This is a genomic window from Niveispirillum cyanobacteriorum, assembly GCF_002868735.1.
Taxonomy (GTDB): domain Bacteria; phylum Pseudomonadota; class Alphaproteobacteria; order Azospirillales; family Azospirillaceae; genus Niveispirillum; species Niveispirillum cyanobacteriorum.
Genome location: NZ_CP025611.1, coordinates 3,201,702 through 3,222,768, shown reverse-complemented (window position 1 = coordinate 3,222,768; position 21,067 = coordinate 3,201,702). Strand labels below are relative to the sequence as shown.

The 21,067-nt window shown below is 65.1% G+C and carries 17 protein-coding genes; 5 read left to right on the top strand and 12 right to left on the bottom strand.

Annotated features, from left to right (window positions below; genetic code table 11):
* The first annotated feature begins 18 nt into the window (after window positions 1–18).
* On the top strand, window positions 19–990 hold the full coding sequence (locus tag C0V82_RS14975) for a tripartite tricarboxylate transporter substrate binding protein BugD (protein ID WP_102112998.1): 972 nt from the start codon (window positions 19–21) through the stop codon (window positions 988–990).
* Here C0V82_RS14975 and C0V82_RS14970 read toward each other — a convergent pair.
* From C0V82_RS14970 to C0V82_RS14940, 7 genes are all read right to left on the bottom strand, one after another.
* The gene (locus tag C0V82_RS14970) at window positions 962–1,657 is read right to left on the bottom strand and encodes a transporter substrate-binding domain-containing protein (RefSeq protein WP_158659952.1); all 696 of its coding nucleotides are present in this window, start codon (window positions 1,655–1,657) and stop codon (window positions 962–964) included. The two genes, C0V82_RS14975 and C0V82_RS14970, sit on opposite strands and share 29 nt — an antisense overlap.
* A 133-nt stretch (window positions 1,658–1,790) precedes the next feature.
* Entirely contained in the window at window positions 1,791–2,558 is a 768-nt protein-coding gene (locus C0V82_RS14965) for a competence/damage-inducible protein A (RefSeq protein ID WP_102112996.1), read from the bottom strand.
* 269 nt (window positions 2,559–2,827) lie between these two features.
* The gene (gene proB, locus C0V82_RS14960; RefSeq protein ID WP_102113451.1) at window positions 2,828–3,976 is read right to left on the bottom strand and encodes a glutamate 5-kinase; all 1,149 of its coding nucleotides are present in this window, start codon (window positions 3,974–3,976) and stop codon (window positions 2,828–2,830) included.
* 109 nt (window positions 3,977–4,085) lie between these two features.
* A complete protein-coding gene (locus tag C0V82_RS14955; RefSeq protein ID WP_102112995.1) occupies window positions 4,086–6,797 on the bottom strand; it encodes a bifunctional acetate--CoA ligase family protein/GNAT family N-acetyltransferase in 2,712 nt (903 codons plus the stop codon).
* A gap of 118 nt (window positions 6,798–6,915) precedes the next feature.
* On the bottom strand, window positions 6,916–7,260 hold the full coding sequence (locus C0V82_RS14950; protein ID WP_102112994.1) for a DUF4870 family protein: 345 nt from the start codon (window positions 7,258–7,260) through the stop codon (window positions 6,916–6,918).
* A 124-nt stretch (window positions 7,261–7,384) separates the two neighbouring features.
* Complete coding sequence (ppa, locus tag C0V82_RS14945) at window positions 7,385–7,918, bottom strand: inorganic diphosphatase (protein WP_054169449.1); 534 nt, start codon at window positions 7,916–7,918, stop codon at window positions 7,385–7,387.
* 209 nt (window positions 7,919–8,127) lie between these two features.
* Window positions 8,128–9,060 (bottom strand): peptidylprolyl isomerase, encoded by a 933-nt coding sequence (locus C0V82_RS14940; protein WP_102112993.1) that lies wholly within the window; start codon window positions 9,058–9,060, stop codon window positions 8,128–8,130.
* Between the two features lie 349 nt (window positions 9,061–9,409).
* Between C0V82_RS14940 and secA the strand changes: the two genes are divergently transcribed.
* The 4 genes from secA to C0V82_RS14920 all read left to right on the top strand — a co-directional run bounded on the left by secA (window position 9,410) and on the right by C0V82_RS14920 (window position 14,180).
* On the top strand, window positions 9,410–12,163 hold the full coding sequence (gene secA, locus C0V82_RS14935) for a preprotein translocase subunit SecA (RefSeq protein WP_102112992.1): 2,754 nt from the start codon (window positions 9,410–9,412) through the stop codon (window positions 12,161–12,163).
* Window positions 12,164–12,278: 115 nt separating this feature from the next.
* A complete protein-coding gene (locus tag C0V82_RS14930) occupies window positions 12,279–12,593 on the top strand; it encodes a ferredoxin family 2Fe-2S iron-sulfur cluster binding protein (protein ID WP_054169451.1) in 315 nt (104 codons plus the stop codon).
* 10 nt (window positions 12,594–12,603) lie between these two features.
* Complete coding sequence (gene tenA, locus C0V82_RS14925) at window positions 12,604–13,311, top strand: thiaminase II (protein WP_102112991.1); 708 nt, start codon at window positions 12,604–12,606, stop codon at window positions 13,309–13,311.
* The gene (locus tag C0V82_RS14920) at window positions 13,308–14,180 is read left to right on the top strand and encodes an EamA family transporter (RefSeq protein WP_102112990.1); all 873 of its coding nucleotides are present in this window, start codon (window positions 13,308–13,310) and stop codon (window positions 14,178–14,180) included. Before tenA ends, C0V82_RS14920 begins: the two co-directional genes overlap by 4 nt.
* Here the strand turns inward: C0V82_RS14920 and C0V82_RS14915 are convergent.
* The 5 genes from C0V82_RS14915 to C0V82_RS14895 all read right to left on the bottom strand — a co-directional run bounded on the left by C0V82_RS14915 (window position 14,161) and on the right by C0V82_RS14895 (window position 20,968).
* Complete coding sequence (locus C0V82_RS14915; RefSeq protein WP_102112989.1) at window positions 14,161–15,054, bottom strand: CPBP family intramembrane glutamic endopeptidase; 894 nt, start codon at window positions 15,052–15,054, stop codon at window positions 14,161–14,163. The genes C0V82_RS14920 and C0V82_RS14915 overlap by 20 nt on opposite strands.
* Window positions 15,051–15,974: a CPBP family intramembrane glutamic endopeptidase gene (locus tag C0V82_RS14910; protein ID WP_102112988.1), complete on the bottom strand. Its 924-nt coding sequence runs from the start codon at window positions 15,972–15,974 to the stop codon at window positions 15,051–15,053. Before C0V82_RS14910 ends, C0V82_RS14915 begins: the two co-directional genes overlap by 4 nt.
* A gap of 105 nt (window positions 15,975–16,079) precedes the next feature.
* Window positions 16,080–18,260 (bottom strand): xanthine dehydrogenase family protein molybdopterin-binding subunit, encoded by a 2,181-nt coding sequence (locus C0V82_RS14905; RefSeq protein ID WP_102112987.1) that lies wholly within the window; start codon window positions 18,258–18,260, stop codon window positions 16,080–16,082.
* Window positions 18,261–18,277: 17 nt separating this feature from the next.
* Window positions 18,278–18,736: a (2Fe-2S)-binding protein gene (locus C0V82_RS14900; RefSeq protein ID WP_102112986.1), complete on the bottom strand. Its 459-nt coding sequence runs from the start codon at window positions 18,734–18,736 to the stop codon at window positions 18,278–18,280.
* A gap of 126 nt (window positions 18,737–18,862) precedes the next feature.
* Window positions 18,863–20,968, bottom strand: coding sequence for a winged helix-turn-helix domain-containing protein (locus C0V82_RS14895; RefSeq protein ID WP_158659951.1), 2,106 nt, complete (start codon window positions 20,966–20,968; stop codon window positions 18,863–18,865).
* Window positions 20,969–21,067 lie beyond the last annotated feature (99 nt).

Sequence of the window (21,067 nt, the reverse complement as noted above, 5' to 3'; positions counted from 1 at the left end):
ACCAACCCAGGAGGATCCATGCGCTTCGCACCCATCGCCCTTGCGGCGGCCTTGCTGATCGGGGCCGGCACGGCCCAGGCACAGGATTACCCGACCCGGCCCGTCACCATGGTCGTCCCCTTCGCGGCGGGTGGCCCGACCGATACGGTGGCCCGCCTCGTCGCCCAGTCGATGAGCAAGACGCTGGGCCAGCAGGTGATTGTGGAGAATGTCGGCGGGGCCGGCGGCACCATCGGGGCGGCACGCGTGGCCAAGGCCGATCCCGATGGCTACACCATCCTGCTGCACCATATCGGCCAGGCGACGGCGGCCACCCTGTACCGCAAGCTGCCCTATGATGCGAAGGCCGACTTTGCGCCCGTGGGGTTGGTCACCGATGTGCCTATGACCATCGTGGCCAAGAAGGATTTTCCGGCCAAGGACTTAAAGGAACTGGTGGCCTATGTGAAGGCCAACCCGGACAAGGTGACCTTGGCCAATGCCGGCGTGGGCGCTGCCTCACACCTGTGCGGCATGCTGTTCATGCAGGCGCTGGGCACGGCCCTGACCACAGTGCCATACAAGGGCACCGGGCCTGCCATGAATGATCTGGTCGGCGGTCAGGTCGACCTGATGTGCGACCAGACCACCAACACCACGGGCCAGATCAAGGGCGGGGCCATCAAGGCCTATGCCGTGACCACGGCCACCCGTGTCCCCTCCCTGCCCGACCTGCCGACCACCAAGGAAGCCGGTCTGCCGGCGGTGCAGGTCGCCGTCTGGCACGGTATCTATGCGCCCAAGGGCACGCCCGATGCCGTGACCAAGAAGCTGTCCGACGCCCTGAAAGTGGCACTGAAGGACACGACCGTGAAGCAGCGCTTCAACGAACTGGGCACCGAACCGGTCAGCGATGAGCGCGCCACGCCCAAGGTTCTGGGCGATTTCGTGGTGGCAGAGATTGACCGCTGGAAGCCGATCATTACGGCGGCGGGGGTCTACGCCGATTGATGGGATCGGACGGGGGCGGGTCTACATAGCCCGCCCCCTTCCAGTAATAGTCGGTGACCCGTGACAGGCTACGGTCCATCCCGCGCATACCCGCCTGCAGCTGTGCCAGCGTGCCATCTTCATACTGGCGGATCGTGCTGAGATAGAGATAGATCGGCTCCCGCAGCAGCCGAAAGAAAGACCCCACGGATTGCGGACTGAATCCGCCCTGCTTCATGTGCCAGCCCAGAGCCAGACGGGTGCCGATCAGCCCATCCAGCCGTCCGCCCATGATCATAGACAGACCTAGAGAAAGGTCCCTAAGCTCCACCAGCGTAACCGAGGGCGGCAGCTTGGCCGTCACATCCGTCCGGTTATTCCCACGCAGCACGCCAATTCGGCATCCCGCCAGTTCATCCGCGGATTGCGGGCGCAGACCCGGCCTTGTGACCAGCCCCATATCGGCATAGCCGAAGATGCCGACGGGCACGGCAGCATCCCGCAGTTCCGGCAGTTCGAAGAAGATGATCAGGTCAAGTTGACCGGACTTGATCCCCATGATCAACCGGATCGGCGGGCCGGGCCGGCTTTGAATGTCAAAGCCGCTATGCCGGGACAGGTCCGCGATCACCTCGTTGGCGATGCCCTGTTTAGGGTCCTCGGGCAAATGCCAGGGCGGTGCTTCCATGACCCCACAGGTCAAGGTTCTTGCCAGGGCCTGCCGCGGCAGCCCTGTGGCGGCGGCGACCAACATCGTTCCAAGCATCGTGCGGCGCGGAACCCGGATCACAGGCCACCCTCCCTAAGACGACTATGCCGGCCTATTGATCGCCATACCCGTCCATGATGATCGGATCGCCGCCCAGACCGCGCAGCATGTCGGCGACAAGCGCCGTCACCGTTTCCAGCAGGGCCGGATCGGTGGCGCGCAGGACAAGGGCGGTTGAGACCTTGCCCTGCCGGAAGGCGGGGTAGGAGCCAATATCAACGCCGGGATAATCGGCGGCGATGGTGCGCAACGCGTCGGCGAAGCTACCTTCGGGGATGGCCGACGCCACCGACTTGGTCTTCACCACCGGCCCGCCCACCAGCCGGTCACCGATGCCGGTCAGCATGGCCTGCATGATCATGGGCACACCCGCCATCACGAAGACATTGCCGATCTGAAAGCCGGGCGCCGTGGAGACGGGGTTGTCGATCAGGATCGCCCCTTCCGGTGTATTGGCCATGCGCAACCGCGCCTCGTTCAACATGCCGGTGCCGGCATAATGCAACTCCAGCCGGCGCACAGCCTCTGCATTGCGGATCAGGGGCAGGCCGAAGGCCTTGGCGATACATTCCGCCGTGATGTCATCATGGGTGGGGCCGATACCGCCCGTCGTGAAGACATAGGTGTAACGGGCGCGGAGCGCATTGACCGCCGCCACGATCTCCGTCTCTTCATCCGGCACGACGCGCGCTTCGCGGAACCGGATGCCCAGCGTCCCCAGATGCTTGGCGATGAAGGCCATGTTGGCATCCTGGGTGCGACCGGACAGGATCTCGTTGCCGATGATCAGCAGGGCTGCCGTGGGGGCGGTGTCGGTCATTCAGGGCTCCGGCTTGGGTCACGTCATCTGTTCGGAGGTGAGGGGTCGCCCACTCTGAACGGGTGATCGGTGCAACATCATGCAACGAAAAACGCATTTTGAACCGGAGGCGTTTCTTCCGCCAACTCCGAATTCAGAGGCCGCTGTGAAACATTGTGCATCCTATTCCGCGTTTGAACGGGAGTGTTGCACAAGCCCCCTCTGAATTCAGAAAAGCCAATCCGATCAACAGGCAAGAGCCTATCACGAACCGGCCCCAAAGTCAGCAATCACCCCAGCACCAGATCGTCGCGATGCACCATCTCGTCCCGACCGCGATAGCCCAGGACGGCCTCGATCTCCGCACTACGGCGGCCTGCGATGGCGCGCGCATCGGCGGCACCATAGGCTGACAGACCGCGGCCGACGGTACGGCCGTCCGGCCCCTGAATCAGGACCAGATCGCCGCGTTCAAACTCGCCTTCCACCCCGCGCACGCCGGCGGGCAGCAGTGACCCGCCCTTCACCAGGGCGGCGACGGCACCGGCATCGAGCACCAGGGTGCCCAGGGGTTTCAGGCTGCCCGCGATCCAGCGCTTGCGCGCCGTACGCGGTTCCGATCCCGGCACGAACCAAGTGGCCAGCGCCCCGCCCTGATCCACCGGCGTCAGCAGGGCCGCCAGCGGGTTTGGGCGTTTGCCCATGGCGATGGCCATGCGGCAGCCGGCGGCCAGCGCGATGCGCCCGGCCACAATCTTGGTGACCATGCCGCCGCTGCTGTAACCGGGCGGGGGCTCGCCGGCCATGCCCACGATCTCCGGCGTGATTTCCTGCACGATGGGGATGTGTTTCGCGTCCGGGTCCTTGCGCGGATCGGCCGTGTATAGCCCGTCAATGTCGGACAGCAGGACCAGCGTATCGGCGCTGATCATCTGCGCCACGCGGGCGGCCAGCCGGTCATTGTCGCCAAAGCGGATTTCGGCGGTGGCCACCGTGTCATTCTCGTTGATGACCGGTACCGCACCCAGCTTCAACAGGGTCTCGATGGTGGCGCGGCCATTCAGGTGGCGGCGGCGATCCTCTGTATCGTCCAGGGTCAGCAGGACCTGGGCGACCGTGATGCCGTGGCGGGCCAATGTCTCCTGATACGCATGGGCGAGGCGAATTTGGCCCGTCGCGGCGGCGGCCTGTTTTTCCTCCAGCCGGAGGGGACGGCCCACCAGCCCCAGATGTTCGCGCCCGCAGGCAACAGCGCCGGACGTGACGATCACCACCTCCACCCCGCGTGCGCGCAGGGTAGCGACATCATCGGCCACCGTATCCAGCCATTCGGTGCGGATTTTGTGGGTGGCGGCATCGACCATCAGCGCCGACCCGATCTTCACGATCAGCCGCCGCGCCGAACCCAGATCCTGCGAACCCGCCAACACCGCACCCATGGCATTCATCCCACCCCAAGAAACCTGCCTCGCTTATGCTTTTCGGCAAGCATCGGGGTCAATGCACGAAGGAATATTGCCGGTATGCTTTGACGGCGTGGGGACAGCCCTACCGCTTGAACCGGTAGCTCACCTCCACGATCCCGTGATCATCGGGGCTGTCATGGAAGGTGAAGCCCAGGTCGCGGCAGAGGCCCAGCATGCCGGCATTCTCGCGCAACACCTCGCCAAACACCTCCTGGATGCCGCGGCTGTCGGCATAGGCCAGTATGGCCTTCATCAGACGCGACCCCAGCCCCTTGCCTTTCATGTCGGACCGGACCAGCACGGCATATTCGGCCCGCTCATTGTCCGGGTCGGCGGTGATGCGGACCACGCCGAAGATGGGGCCGGGCTTTTCCGGGTCGCTCAAATCCTGCGGGATGGCAACCAGGGCCATTTCACGGTCATAGTCGATCTGGGTCAGGCGGGCCGCCATCTGGTGCGACAGGCGGCGCATGGGTGCGAAGAAGCGCAGGCGCATATCCTCCACGCTGGTGGCCGCGATCATGTCATGGATCGCCGGCTCATCTTCCGGCCTGATGGGCCGGACCAGGAATTCGCGGCCCGACCGCAGCGTCAGCGTATGTTCCAGCTTCTTAGGGTAGGCGCGGATGGCCAGCCGTTTCAGCGACCGCTCGGTCAGTGGCTTCACCTTGATGCGGGCATCCAGGGCTAGCACGCCCGCCTCATCCGCATAGAGTGGGTTGATATCCAGCTCCGCGATTTCCGGGAAATCGGTGATTAACTGGCTGACCTTGGTCATGGTCAGGGCCACGGCGTCCAGGTCGGCCCGCGCCATGTGGCGGTAGCCCTGCAACAGCTTATAGATACGGGTGCGGGCCATGGCGTCGCGCGCCAGATTCAGATTCAAGGGTGCCAGCGCCAGCGCCTTGTCGTCGAGCACCTCCACCGCCACGCCGCCGGCCCCGAACAGAATGACCGGCCCGAACAGCGGATCATCCACCATGCCCAGGATCAGTTCCTGTGCGCCGGGCCGGTGCGCCATCTCCTGCACGGTAAAGCCCTCGATCCGGGCGTCGGGCATGGCGGTGCGGATACGTTCCAGCATGGCCTCCGCCTCTGCCCACACTTGTGTCGGCAGCAGGTTCAAGGACACGCCGCCCAGATCGGATTTATGCGTGATGTCGGGCGACAGGATTTTCAGCGCGATGCGCCCGCCCAGCCGCTTGGCCGCGCGTTCCGCCTCTGCTGGGGTCGCGGCGGTCACTGTCTGGACGCACGGGACGCCATAGGCGCGTAAGACCTCCTTCGCCTCAAACTCCGACAGCCAGCCGCGCCCATCGGCCAGTGCCGTATCGATGACGGGACGCACCGCCCCCATATCCACATCGAACTGTTCCGGCGCGCTGGCCGGCGTTTCCATCAGCAGTTCCTGGTTGCGGCGATACTGCACCAGATGCAGGAAGGCGCGGATGGCCTGGTTCGGGGTCTGGTAATGCGGGATGCGGGCATGGTCCAGCAGCCGGCGCGATGGGGCCGCCTGCTGCTCCCCCAGCCAGCAGCCCAGCACCGGCAGGCGGCGGCCACCACCAGCCCGGCTGTTCTGTTCCCGCACGATATCGGCCACGGCCTGGGCCGCATCGGCGCCATCTGCCACGGCGGTGGGGCAGTTCATGACCAGGACGGCGTCGATATTCTTGTCCGCCATCACGATCTTCAGGGCGTCGGCATAGCGTTTGCCATCCGCGTCGCCGATAATGTCCACGGGGTTGCCATGGCTCCAGGTGGGCGGCAACACCTTGTCCAACTGTGCCAGCGTGTCGGGCGACAATTGCGCCAGACGCCCGCCGCCCGCGATCAGGGTGTCGGTCGCCAGCACACCGACCCCACCGCCATTGGTGACGATGGCCAGCCGGTCGCCACCAATCTGCACGCCGGTGGCCAGCGTCTCCACCGCCGCGAATAGCTCATCCAGCTCTCCCACGCGCAGCATGCCGGCGCGGCGGAAGGCGGCGTCATAGACGGCATCGGCCCCGGCCAGGGCGCCGGTATGCGAACTGGCAGCGCGCGACCCTTCCTCGCTGCGCCCCGCCTTGATGACGATCACGGGTTTGGCACGCGCCGCGGTGCGGGCGGCCGACATGAATTTGCGGGCAGAGGTGATGGCCTCCACATAAAGCAGGATGGCCCGCACCGACCCGTCCTGCGCCAGATAATCCAGCATGTCGCCGAAATCGACATCGGCCTTGGAACCCAGCGAGATCAGGTGGGAAAAGCCGATGCCGCGCGGGGTGGCCCAATCGACGATGGAGGTGACCACCGCGCCTGACTGCGCCACAAGGGCGATATCGCCCTTCAGCGGCGGCACATGGCAGAAGCTGGCATTCAGCCCCTGGCCCGGCACCATGATGCCCAGGCAGTTCGGCCCGATGATGCGCAGAAGATGCGGGCGGGCAGCGTCCAGCACCGCCTGCTGAAGCTTGCGCCCCTCCTCCCCCATCTCCGCAAAGCCGGCGGTGATGACCACGGCGGCCTTGGTGCCCCGGGCACCCAGTTCGGCGATCAGGCCCGGCACAGTGGCGGGCGGGGTGGCGATGACGGCCAGTTCCGGGGTGATGGGCAGATCGGATACCGACGGATAGGCCAGCACCCCCTCAATCGAGCGTTCGCGCGGATTGACGGGCATGATCGGCCCATCAAAGCCGGCATTGAACAGATTGCGGGCCACCACCTTGCCCACCGACCGGTCCCGCCGGCTGGCCCCGATCAGGGCGACGGAGGCGGGCTTGAACAGGCTGTTCAGGTTACGGATGGTCATGGCGGCTCCTGGCGTCCGGGATCACGCGTCACGGCAGCATGCCGGAAACGGCGGCCACCATAAACCACGACCATGGGCGGGCGATGACATGGGTCAATCCGCCGCCCGCAAACCGCGATCAGATCAGCCAGGTTTCCGGATTGTGGATGGGCCGGTCATCAATCGCCTTCAACAGGCTGTTGACCGAGCGGATCAGCCACCAGAGGGCCACCACCAGACCCAGCAGGATGCCGATGCCGATGAAGCTGGTCAGGCCCGCAACCACGATACCCAGGACGCCCAGCCAGAAGGTGCGGATGATATAGGTGATGTGCGTTTCCCAAAGGGTGCCATAGGCCTCGCCCCGCTTCAGATAGGCGATGATGACGCCGATCAGGCCGAACCCGACAATGGTCAGCAGATTGCAGATCACCACGATCATGCGCATGGAGCCGTTGCCCCGGCGCATATCATAATCAGTCATTCACAGCCTCTCCCACCCTGTTCCGTATGGAAACTTAAACATGCCGGTTTTGTGGACGGATCGGCAACAAAAAGGCCACGCCGGTTTGAACTGGCGTGGCCTTTTTCAATCAACCCAGACCTGATCACGCAGTGGCAGCAGCCCGCTCAATGCTTTCCTGGATCAGCTTGGCCGCGACATCAGCCTCGTCCCAGCGGACGATGCGGACCCACTTGCCATGCTCCAGGTCCTTGTAGTGCTCGAAGAAGTGGGCGATCTGTTCGACCAGGATCTGCGGCAGCTGGCGATAGCTGGTGATGTCCTTGTAGAACGGGTGCAGCTTGTCCACCGGCACGGCCAGGATCTTCTCATCCATGCCCGCATCATCTTCCATGATCAGCACGCCGATGGGGCGCGACCGCAGGACGACGCCGGGGACCACGGGGGTCGTACCCACCACCATCACGTCGATCGGGTCGCCATCCAAGGCCAGGGTGTGCGGGACGAAGCCATAATTGGCCGGATAGAACATCGCCGTGTGCAGGAAACGGTCGACGTAGAGGGCGCCGCTGTCCTTGTCCAGCTCGTACTTCACGGGCTGGCCGCCCTGCGGGATCTCGATGACGACGTTGATGTCCCAGGGCGCGTTCTTGCCGACGGGGATCTTGGTGATGTCCATGGTTACGGCCTTCTTGGCAACTGAACAGAGTGAATTACCGGCGCGATCCTAGCCGAGTGCAGGTGCGAAATGAAGTTTGCGGAAGGATGACCCGCTGTGCATTTCCGCCGCATCTACCAAGGTCGTAGGTCAGAATCCGGCATTTGAACGGCAAAGGGGCCGCCGGATTGCGCCGGCGGCCCCCTCCTTCCCAGCAGAGTGTCCCCTGCTTACTTCTTCTGCGGCGCCGGCGCTGCCGGGGCGGCAGGCATGGGGGAGCCGTCAATGTTGAACTTCTCAACCTTGGCGGTCTTCTCCAGGCCCTTCACCACCTCTTCGGCGATTTCCTGGGCAACTATCTGGCGCAGCTGCGGCGTGGCCTGGTCCAGCGTCGGCGGAACCTGCTTGCGCTTGTCGGTCAGCTTGATGACGTGGAAGCCGAACTCGGTCTGCACCGGGGCCTGGCTGACATCGCCCACCTTCATGGCGAAGGCGGCGTTGGCAAACTCCGGCACCATGCGGTCCTTGGTGAAGTAATCCAGGTCGCCGCCACGGTCCTTGGTACCGTCGGTGCCCTTCTCCGCCGCCAGCTTGGCGAAATCAGCGCCGCCCTTCAGCTGCTTGATGATGGCGTCGGCCTCTTCCTTGGTCTTCACCAGGATATGGCTGGCGCGCACTTCGTCCTGCGGCGGGTTTTCCTTCATCCACTTGTCGTAGGCGGCCTTGATCTTCTCAGGGCTCATCTTCTTGTCGATCTCGGCCTTCAGCCAGGCCTGCTGAACGAACTGCTCCTCGGCCTGCTTCAGGCGCTTCTTGACCTCGGCGCTGTCCTGCAGCTTGGCCTTGTAGCCAGCCTCCGTCACCAGCTGCGCCTGGATCAACTGATCGACCAGCTGCGGATAGATCATCTGCAACGGCATCTGCTGCACCTGGGGGTCCAGCTGCTGCAACAGGGCGATCACGTCGGAACGCTTGAATTCCTTGCCATTGGCGCGGGCGACGACCGGGTCGTCAGCCAGGGCAGAACCACCGGCGGCGGGCTTGGCAGCGGGGGCCGCTGCGGGCTTGGCCGCGTCCTGCGCCATGGCCGGGGAAAGGGCAACGGCAGCAACCGACCCGAGGGCGGCGACAACCAGAGCGGCACGCATGGTCTTGAACGACATCTGTGGGGGTTCCCTCGAAACAATCTGGTCGGTCGGCGGGAACATCCCCAGCAGACCGCACCGGCATAAAGCATGACAGGCCATGAGCAGGCAAGGGGCCACGCGCATGGTCTTAAGGCCAGTAAAGAACCCGTCCACGTGGCCATTTCATGGCTGCAACGCCGCCGAAAGGCGCCTTGATGTGGCATTGCCGCATTGACCGATGCGATGCGCGGTCTTATCTGTGACGGGCGCTGGAATGGGCGAGGCCTGTTCCGGTACAAAACCTTCCCGGCGGCCAGACGGCCCGTGCCCGGGATTTCGTCATGTCCGGTGTCCTTCGCGCCTGTTCCTTTTCTGGAGTGCCTCTATGTTCGGTTCCATCGCCCGCAAGCTGTTCGGCAGCGCCAATGAGCGGGTGGTCAAGGGTCTGCGCAAGCGGGTGGAAGCCATCAACGCGTTGGAGCCGAAGCTTTCCGGCCTGTCCGACGCCGAATTGCAGATGCGCACCGACTGGCTGCGCGACCGGCTGGACAAGGGCGAGACGCTGGACGCCATTCTGCCCGACGCCTTTGCGACGGTGCGTGAAGCGTCCAAGCGCGTCATGGGCATGCGGCATTTCGACGTGCAGATGATCGGCGGCATGGTGCTGCATTCCGGCAAGATTGCTGAAATGCGCACCGGTGAAGGCAAGACGCTGGTCGGTACGCTGGCCGTTTATCTGAACGCGTTGCAGGGCAAGGGCGTGCATGTCGTTACCGTCAACGACTATCTGGCCCGCCGCGACGCCACGCATATGGGCCGGCTGTACAGCTTCTTGGGCCTGACCACGGGCGTTATCGTGCATGGGCTGGATGACGAGGAACGCCGTGCCGCCTATGCCTGCGACATCACCTATGGCACCAACAACGAGTTCGGCTTCGATTACCTGCGCGACAATATGAAGTACCGCCTGTCCGACATGGTGCAGCGGCCCTTCAATTACGCCATCGTCGACGAGGTGGACAGCATCCTGGTCGATGAGGCGCGTACGCCGCTGATCATCTCCGGCCCGTCCACCGATGGTTCCGAACTGTATATCGCCATCAATAAGGTGATGGCGCATATCGGCGAAGGCGATTTCGAGAAGGATGAGAAGGCCAAGGCCGTCTCCATGACCGAGTCGGGCACCGAGAAGGTGGCCCAGATTCTCAAGGACATGGAACTGCTGAAGACCGGCGACCTGTACGACATCCACAATATCTCCCTGGTCCATCACATGAACCAGGCGCTGAAGGCCCACCAGCTGTTTACCCGCGACGTGGATTATATCGTCAAGGACGACAAGGTCGTCATCATTGACGAGTTCACGGGCCGCATGATGGAAGGCCGCCGCTATTCCGAAGGTCTGCATCAGGCGCTGGAGGCGAAGGAAGGTGTCTCAATCCAGCGCGAAAACCAGACGCTGGCCAGCATCACCTTCCAGAATTATTTCCGCCTCTATCCCAAGCTGGCCGGCATGACCGGTACGGCCATGACCGAGGCCGCGGAATTCGCGGAGATTTATGGCCTGGACGTGGTGGACATCCCCACCAACCTGCCGGTCGCCCGCAAGGACCAGGATGACGAGGTCTATCGCACGGCGCAGGAAAAGTACGAGGCCATCGTCAAGCTGGTCGAGGAATGCCGCGCGCGGCAGCAGCCCATGCTGGTCGGTACCGTTTCGATTGAGAAATCAGAGACGCTGGCAGCCCTGCTGAAGAAGAAGGGCATCCCGCATAACGTGCTGAACGCCCGCTATCATGAGCAGGAAGCCTACATCGTTTCGCAGGCGGGTCGTCCCGGTGCCGTAACGATTGCCACCAACATGGCCGGTCGCGGCACCGACATTCAGTTGGGCGGCAATTTCGAGATGCGGGTGGAGTTCGAACTGGCCGACGTGCCCGAAGGCGAGGAGCGCAACCGCCGCATCCAGACCATCCGCGACGAGATCGCGGCGGCCCGCGAAGTGGTGCTGAAGGCTGGTGGCCTGTATGTGGTCGGTACCGAGCGCCATGAGAGCCGCCGTATCGACAATCAGCTGCGTGGTCGTTCGGGCCGCCAGGGCGATCCGGGTGCGTCGAAATTCTTCCTGTCGCTGGATGATGACCTGATGCGCATCTTCGGCAGCCAGCGTCTGGACGGCATGCTTCAGAAGCTGGGCCTGCAGGAGGGTGAGGCCATCATCCATCCCTGGATCAACAAGGCCCTGGAAAAAGCACAGCAGCGCGTCGAAGCCCATAACTTCGAGATCCGCAAGAACCTGCTGAAGTACGACAATGTCATGAATGACCAGCGCAAGGTCATTTATGAACAGCGCAAGGAGATCATGGAGGCCGAGGACGTCCAGGAAATGGTTGCGTCCATGCGCCACGAAGTGATCACCGACATGGTACGCCGCGCCATCCCGGAAAACGCCTATGCCGAGCAGTGGGACGTAAACCTGCTGCATGAGGAATGCCTGCGTCTGCTGGGCGCCGACCTGCCGGTCCGGGAATGGGCCAAGGAGGAAGGCATCGCAGATGAGGAGATCAGCGAGCGTCTTCTGAAATTCGCCGACGACAAGATGGCGGAGAAGGAAGCCGCCTATGGCGCCGAGCTGCTGCGCAATATCGAGAAGAGCCTGTTGCTCCAGATCCTGGATCAGGTCTGGAAGGACCATCTGCTCTCGCTCGACCATCTGCGGCAGGGCATCAATCTGCGCGCCTATGCGCAGCGCGACCCGCTGAACGAGTATAAGAAGGAAGCGTTCGAGCTGTTCTCCGGCCTGCTGGATAATCTGCGTGAGCAGGTGACCGAGATGCTGATGCTGATCCAGGTCCGCGTGAACGAGCCGGAGCCGATGCCAATGCCCATGCCGGAATTCGGCCAGGAAACCCGCCTGGACCCGGCCTTCGGCAGCCAGCCGCCCGCCGATGCCCCCCTGCCCGAAGGCATGGTGCGCCGCGCCTCTATCCCGAATTTCGGCATGGGTGCCGCCGCCTTGCCGGTGGCGCAGGAAACCGATCTGACCGATGGCGAGGCCTGGGTGAACACCCCGCGCAACGCCCCCTGCCCCTGTGGCAGCGGCAAGAAGTTCAAGCATTGCCACGGTGCCGCTGGCTGACGGCGGCACATATTGAACCAAAGTGCCGCCGGTTAACGGCGGCACGGGCTAAACCGTCCTCACATCACCACCTCATCACCGGGGTGGCCCATTCTGTATCAGGAGTTCTGGCGTCATGCCGAAGATGGTGTTCATTGAAACCGACGGCACCCGCCGCGAGGTGGATGCCCCCCTGGGCCTGTCGATCCTGGAAGTGGCCCGCCGCCACGATATCGACCTTGAAGGTGCGTGCGAGGGCTCGCTGGCCTGCTCCACCTGCCATGTCGTGGTCGCACCGGAATGGTACGACCTGCTGCCTGACGCTCAGGAAGATGAAGAGGATATGCTGGATCTGGCCTTCGGCCTGACCAAGACCTCCCGCCTGGGCTGCCAGATCCGCATCACCCCGGAACTGGACGGGCTGACCGTCAAGCTGCCGGGCGCCAAGTAAGGCGCCCGCAATGGCGCTGATCCGTCAGACCCTGCCGGACATTGCCACGCCGGGCGGCCTGTTCGACCGGCTGCGCGGGGCCACGCGCCCCGCCTGGGACCGCTATGTCCGCCACCCATTCGTGGCGGGCATGGGCGACGCGACCCTGCCGGAGGCCTGCTTCAGGCATTACCTGATCCAGGATTACCTGTTCCTGATCCATTTCGCCCGCGCCTATGCGCTGGCCGCGTTCAAGGCCGACAATCTGGCCGATATGCGGGCGGCCGCGCGGTCCATGGCGGCGATCCTGGATCTGGAAATGGGCCTGCATGTGAAATATTGCGCGGGCTGGGGCCTGGATGAGGCCGCGATGCAGGCCGCCCCCGAGGCGCAGGGCACGCTGGCCTATACGCGGTTCGTGCTGGAACGCGGGCTGGCCGGTGATCTGCTGGACCTGCATGTGGCGCTGGCCCCCTGCATCATTGGCTATGCTGAGATTGCTGCCAATCTGCTGGCCGATCCGGCGACCAAGCTGGAAGGCAATCCCTATGGCGACTGGATCGCCATGTATGCCGATCCTGAATACCGTTCCGTGGCGGCGGCACAGGTGGCCCTGCTGGACCGGCTGTCGGCCACGCGCGGCGGTGAAGCCCGGTTCAACGACCTGACCCGCAGCTTTGATGCCGCCAGCCGGCTAGAGGCCGGGTTCTGGGACATGGGGCTGGGGCTGCTGCCATGAACGATACGGCGCCCCCCGCGCGCGCCGACCGCCTGACATTACTGGCGCCCTTGCTGCTGGTCCTGTCCGTCTCCATGCCGCCGCTGGGCGGTGGATTGGCCAAGGATGTGTCGCAGGGGCATGACATTCTGGCGCTGGCCTTTCTGCGTAACGCCATCTCCGCCGCCATCATGTTGGCGATCGTCCGGCCTTCCTTCCGCAATCTGACGGGCGCGCAATGGCGGGCGGCGGCGGCGCTGGGCGCGTCGCTGGCCGCCATGAACGCGTGCTTCTATCTGGCGCTGGCCCGGCTGCCCCTGGGTGTGGCGGTAGCAATTGAGTTTCTGGGGCCACTGGCCGTGGCCATGGTCGGGGCGCGGCGGGTGGTGGATTATCTCTGGCCGCTGCTGGCGCTGGCGGGTGTGCTGCTGCTGACGCCGCTGGCCGGGGCGGAACGGCTGGACCCGCTGGGTCTGTTCTTCGCCATCGTTACTGCTGTGGGCTGGGCCGCCTATATCCTGATGTCGCGGCATGCGGGGCGGGAGATACCGGGGATGACGGGGCTGGCCCTGGCGCTTTTGTTCGCCACCCTGTTCACGACCCCGGTCGGCCTGCCTGTATCCGGTCCCTATCTGGCCAGTTTTGAGCTGCTGGGGATGGTGGTGGTCGTGGCGATGCTGTCCACCCTGCTGCCCTATGCGCTGGAATTCGTGGCACTGCGGCGCGTCTCCACGGCCCTGTTCGGCATCATGATGGCGATGGAGCCGGCCCTGTCCGCCATTGTCGGCCTGTTCTTGCTGAACGAGGTGCTGTCGCTGTCGGCGGTGGCGGCTATCGCCTTGATATGTCTGGCCGCACTAGGGTCCAACCTTACGCGGCGCGACGCCTGATCCAGCCCTTCTCAATGAAGCCGGTCTTCATGCCGACCAGCCAGAAGAAACCGACATGCACCGCCTGATGCAGGGCAAACTCACCCCAATCGGCCCAGCCGGACAGGTCCGGCGGGTCCAACTCCACACGGGTGGTCAGGTCGGGGAAGGACAGATCCGCACTGCCCACGAAGAAGGAAAACAGCACATTATTGATGATGTGCACGCCCATCGCCGCCTCCAGTCGCCCGAAGCGGGTGGTAATCCAGGATAGGAACAGGGCCATGCAGAAAATCTCCGCCCGCATGGCCCAGACGGCCTGCGCCTCTGACCCTTCATGCACCAGGGTAAACAGCACCGCCGTTAGAAGCGAGGCCGGCAGGGCATGGCGAAACAGCAATTGCGCGCCCTGCGCCAGATAGCCCCGGAACAGCAACTCCTCTGCCGAGGCCTGCAGACCGAAGAGCAGCACCGATAGCGGGGCCAGCAGCAGGAAGGTCATCAGGCTTGTTTGAGATAGGCGCAATTCGCCCGCCCATAGGCCGATGCCCACCTGCACCAGCATGGGCAGTGCGAAGACTAGGGCCGCCCGCCCCATCATCCCCCAGTCCAGCGAACGGCCCGGCGCGATCAGGTCCGACAGACGCAGCCGGTGCAGCCAGTGCAGCACCAAGGCCAGAACCGGGATGGCGATGGAATTGATGGTCAGCAGGCCATAGGTCTGCAGGTAGGAAGTGCCCGGCAAGACGCGCCGCAATTCCATCACCAAAGCAACGATGGCGATACCCGCCAGCAGCATCAGCACGACAATCACGACGGTGCCGAACAGATAGGCCCCGCGCGGCTGCCCCGTGGCCACGCCTGCCATGTGAACTGGCGTCTCGTCGCCCTTCATTCTGGCTGCCCCGTTGTGTGGCCCGCCACAAAGCCGGTGCGCAGGCCAATGAACCAGTAATTGGCGCAGACGGCGCCATAGATCATGGTCTGGGCCAGCACGGCATTGATGTCGAAACTGCTGTCGCGGAAATCTTCCTGAAAGCCGCTGACCGAGGGCAAGCCATGGTCCGGGCGGGCGGCAAGGGTGAAGACAATGATGTTATGGGCGAAATGCACGCCCATGGCTGGTTCCAGCCGCCCAGCCCGCGTGGTCAGCCAGGACAGCGCCAGACTGATCATCAGGATATTGATCTTGCGGTCCCAGCCGGTATCCCAGCCCCCCGTATCATGCAGCGACAGGAAAATGATAGCCACTGGCAATGCGGCCAGCATTGCGTGGCCGAAGAGGACCTGGAACCCCTGCGCCAGATAACCCCGGCAGACCATCTCCTCCGCCGTCGCCTGCAACGCCACCAGTACCAGCATCATCGGCAGCAGGGCGAGCGCCGCCCGCCAGTCGCCCAGGCCCAACTGCCCGCTCATCACCGCCATGATGATCACAGGCGTGAAGGCCAGGGCATAGGTGCCCGCCGACCGCACCATCATGCCCAGGTCCAGATGCTGTTCAGGGGCCACCACGCTCATCAGCGACCGGCCCTGTATGTTTAGCACAGCGGTCAGCAGCAGAATGATGGCGGCCAGCGCCAGCAGATTGGTGATGCGACGGATGGCGGGATCACCCTCCATCCAGCCCAGCGACAGGCTGACCGTTTCGGAGATGCCACCGGCCAGCCAAGCCACCGGAAAGACCAGCAGGCCCAGCGCCAGCATGCCCAAGGCGTAATGCCAGAAGGACAGGCCCAGATGCACGCCCACCATATGCACCGGCACAGGCGCCCAGCCCCGACCTTCGCCCCCCTGCCGCATGGTGTCATCCATCGCTGTTTCCACAGCCGGTGTAACCCCTGGCGGCGGGGAGGCGCAAGCGGGGTCACACCCTCGGTCATGTCCATGAACGAGGGTACGGCGGCGACTGAGAGCGCGCTAAACCGTGAAGCCATGGTCGATGAGGGGAAGCGACCGCACCCGCTTGCCCGTCGCCGCGAACAGGGCGTTGACCAGGGCGGGCGGCAGGGGTGGGGTCATCGGCTCCCCCGCCCCGCCCACGGGCGCGTCAGGACTGTCGATCAGGATCACCTCGATCTCCGGGATGCGATCCATCTGGATCAGGCTGTACTGATCGAAATTGCGGCTGCTGACCGCCCCTTTCTCCAGGGTCACCTTTTCCGCCAGGCTGGCCGACAGGGCCATCAGGATAGACCCCTCACCCTGGGCCCGGACACTGTCGGGATTGACAATGGTTCCGCAGTCAAAGGCGCACCAGACCTTGTCCACCCGCACACGGGTGCCGTTCACCGATACCTGCACCACCTGTGCAGCGATCGACTGAAAGCTGTTCCAGATGGCGATGCCCAGGCCGGTCCCCGGCGGCATGGCCCGGCCCCAGCCGGCGGCATTCGCGGCAGCGTCCAGCACACGCAGCGCGCGGGGATTGCTGGCCAGCAGCCGGCGGCGATAGGCCAGCGGGTCCTGTCCCGCCACCTGCGCCAGTTCATCTACGAAACATTCGAAGAAGAAGGCGCCCTGCGTGCTGCCCGGTGCACGCCAGGGGCCGTTGGGCACGGGCAGGCCGCCATCCGTCATCGTCGTCAGGGGGGATGGCAGGTAATAGCTGGGCTGATGGTCAGGCTGTGCAGGCCCGCCCGTTGCCATGGAAACCCAGACGCCACCCGATGCCGGGACCGTGTGCGTGTGAATGGCGACGGGCATGCCATCCGCCCCCAGACCGGCGGTGATGCGGCAGGCCGTGGCGGGGCGGTAACGACCCTGGCACAGATCCTCCTCCCGCGAATAGATCAGCTTCACCGGGGCCGCCACCTGCTTCGACAGGAAGGCTGCATAAGCGACATAGTCGTTCAGGTATCGCCGGCCAAAGCCGCCGCCCGAGACCAGCGTCTCCACCTCAACCTGTTCCGGCGGCAGGCCGGACAGGCCGGCCAGGATGCGGCGGACGGAGGTGGGGAACTGGCTGCCCGTCCAGGCCCGCGCCTTGCCGCGGCTGAGGTCGATGGTGGCTGACATCGGCTCCATCTGGGCATGGGCCAGGGCCGGCACAATGTAATCCCAGGACACGGTCTTGGCCGCCCCCGCCATGGCGGCGCTGTGGCCGGCCCGGATTGCGGCCTCATCCTCCTTCTCCCCCTTACGGATGGAGCCGGGGTCGGACAGCTTGCCCGTGATGGTGTCGATCATGCCCATGGTGTCGAGATTATCCTTGCCCTGCGCGTCCCAGACGGGGGACAGGGCCAGCAGGCCCTGACGGGCCGCCCACCAATGGTCGGCCACCACCGCCACCGCATCGACCAGGGTCATGGGCCGGTCGGAGCCGGGGATGGGGATGGACGCATCCTTCACCACCACCACATGCCGCACGCCAGGAATGGCCATAGCGGGGGCAGGATCGACGCTGACCAGCTTTCCTCCGAAGACCGGACATTGCATCAAGGTGGCGGACAGCAGGCCCGGCAGCTTCACATCGGTGGCATAGACGGCACTGCCATCCACCTTGGCCGCGATATCCTTGCGCATCACCCCCTGGCCCACCAGGGTCCAATCGGCCCGTGACAGGGGTATGGGATCGGCGGGCACGGGCAGGCGGGCCGCCATGTCGGCCACGGCGCCATAGGCGACGCGCCGACCGCTGGGCCGATGTTCGACATGGCCGGCAATGGCCCGGCATTCAGCCGCCGGCACACCCAGCATGCGGGCACCGGCCATCACCAGCATCTCCCGCGCGGCGGCACCGGCGCGGCGCAGCTTGTCCCACTGGCTGCGGATCGACGAACTGCCCCCCGTCCAATGGCTTTTGCCATCGGCCATGCCCATCGCATCGACAAGGGGCGCGGTCTTCACCATCACCCGGTCCCAGTCCACACACAGTTCATTGGCCAGCAACTGCGCCACGCCGCTGAACCCGCCCTGACCCATTTCCTGGGCATTGGAATAAAGCGTGACGGCACCATCCGTACCGACATGCAGCCAGTTATTGATGGTCGCCCCCTGTCCGGGTGCGGCGACGGCCACAATGCTGAGCGGCATCAGCCCAAGTGTCAAACCGGCCCCGGCGGCGGAAAACAACGCGCGGCGCGAAAGTGAAACAGCCATGGTCCCCTCCCCCCGCTTCAGGCCGGTGCCATGCCGGCGGCACGGCGGATGGCGCGGCGCACACGGGGCAGGGTGCCACAACGGCACAGGTTGGTCATGGCGGCGTCGATCTGCGCATCCGTCGGACGCGGCACTTCGCGCAGCAGGGCGTGGGCGGCCATCAGCATGCCGGACTGGCAATAGCCGCATTGAGGCACCTGTTCGGCGATCCAGGCCAGTTGCAGCGGGTGGGTACGGTCGGGCGACAGGCCTTCAACTGTCGCCACCTTCTGCCCTGCATATTGTTCCATGGGGAACTGACAGGACCGTACCGCCTGCCCGTCCAGCAGCACGGTACAGGCCCCGCAGGCCGCCACGCCGCACCCGTATTTCGTACCCGTCAGGCCCACAAGGTCGCGCAGGACCCACAGCAGCGGCATGTCGGCAGGGGCATCCACGCCATGCCGTTGCCCGTTCACATCGATCTCATATCGCATTCCAACCACCCGGTCACATCATCGCCGGCAGGCCCGGCGGGTCGATGCGGAGGGTGGCGAAAGCCAGAGAAACCGGGAAGTCCGATGGTCCGACGGCATCCCGATGGAACGCCGATATTGTGCCGATCAGGGCGGCCCCATCCGCACATCGACAATATCGACCAGGGTGCCCAGATATTTGCCGATGATCAGCCGCCCGTCCGGGTCCAAGGTCAGGGAGGATTTGTAGAGCGCGTCGGGAAGGTCCGCGACGGCGCGCAGCGGCCCTCCGTCAGAGGGTAGCAGCATGATGCGCGCCTGCCCGTTGCCCGGCCGGTCGATCAGATAGACGCCGTCCGGCCCCACCACCCAGCTTTCATTGTCATAGGCGTTGGGCAGGTCGGCCACCTTTTCCACCTGCCCGCCATCGGCGGGTTGCCGCCACAGCCCATCCTCGCCATCGCGCGCCATATAGAGCCAGCGGCCATCGGCACTTTCCCGGGCCACGCGCCACCCAGCCTCTGTGATCGGCATGGCCTGTTCATAGGGCGGGCGGGTGATCCAGATGCGCCAGCCATCCAGCCGGTTGGACGCGAAATACAGCCGCTGCCCGTCGCGCGACCAGGCAGGAGCCCGATCCTCCGCCCCCGGTTCGGCGGCCACGCGCCGCAGCCGGCCCGACCCGCGATCCAGGATGAACAGGCCGGGGGAGCCATCGACCACCGACACCAGCGCCAGCCGCCGCCCATCGGGCGCCCAGCGCGGGGACTGGGTGAAGGGGCCGGCAAACTGCGTCACGGGGGACGGCACCTGTCCCGGATCGGCCACCCAGATCTCAAACATGCCGGACCGGTCGGACGCGAAGGCCACCGCCCCCTGGCGGCTGACATCGGGGTCCCAGTCCAGGCGGTTGCTGGGCGGCACCACGGGTTCGGTGCCGCCATCGGGCAGCAGGCGCAGCAGGGTGGAGCGGTTGGTTCGCACCTCTGCCGCCACCCGGTCGCCACCGGCCCCGATACGGCCCAACTGGTTCAGGCCGGGGGCGATGCGCAGCGGCGGGGCCTTGGCCTCGGGGTCCACCCGCCAGAGGCCGAAATCGCCAGCCCGGCTGGAGGAGGTGTAAAGCCAGCGCCCGTCGCCCGACCATTCCAGCCCGTGCAGCTTGCGCTCGTCCTGCGTCACCTGCATTTCCGCGCCGGTGGTCAGATCGCGCACGATGACGTCAGAGACGCCAACGGCCCGGTGGCGCATGAAGGCCAGACGTTTGCCATCGGGAGAAACAGCGGGATCGCCATCGCCATTGATGCCGGCAGGCGGACTGGTCAGCGGTACGGGCGTCCCGGCATCGGCCCCGGACAGGGCGACAGTCCAGAGGCGGGCGGGTTCGGCGGCGCTGGCCTTGTCGGCGAAGATAAGACGATCATTGTCAGCCCAGGCGGGTTTCACCTCCCGAAAGGTCGTGCAACCGCCCACCAGCCGTTCCGGCCCCGACGGGACAGGCCGCACCAAAAGCTGACAAGGACCCGATGATGGCACCCGGACAAAGGCGATGCGACCGCCATCGGGGGACCAGACGGGCGACAGATCATGGGCGGGGTCATCCGTCAGCCGGACGGGCGTGCCGCCGGACAGCGATTGCACCCAGATATCAAATCCCTGGCCGGCCCGGTCGGACGCATAGGCGATCTGGCCGCCGCCAGGGCTGATCGCGGGCTGTACCTCCTGCCCCGGATCGGTGGTGACAGGGGTGACCTGCGCCACCGGCGGCGCATCGCCCGGACGGTTCAGCAGCAGGGCGGTACCCGCAATGGACAGGGTCAGCAGCAGCGACAGTCCGGCCCAGAGATAGGGTGCGGATCGCCGGGCCGGTGCGGGGGCCGCCGCGACCGCCGCCGGCTCCTCCACCACCGTGTCCGCCGCCTGCCCCGCCACATTCAGGCGGTAACCGATCTTGGGGATTGTCTCAAACCCGATCACCCCATCAATGGCCAGAACAGCGCGCAGCCGGCCGATACAGCGGCCGATGGCGTCGTCCCCCACCTCCAGACCCCAGGCGGTGCGCATCAGCTCGGCCCGCGATACCGTCCGCCCCTCTGCCCGGACCAGCACGATCAGGGTCTGCAAGACGCGGGGCTCCAGCTTCACCTCTGCCCCGTCGCGGCTTGCCATGCCCAGGGACGGGCGCACCAGCCAGGGACCCAGGCGGAAATCCGGCTCCACCGCCAGATCGATGCTGCCCATCGCCACGCCCATACCGCACCCGTCCCTGCCATCCCACATCAAGAAACGCCGCAGAGTGCCGTGAACCAGCACGTTTGGCAAACCGTGGTTCCCTTGCGGGGCACATGAATG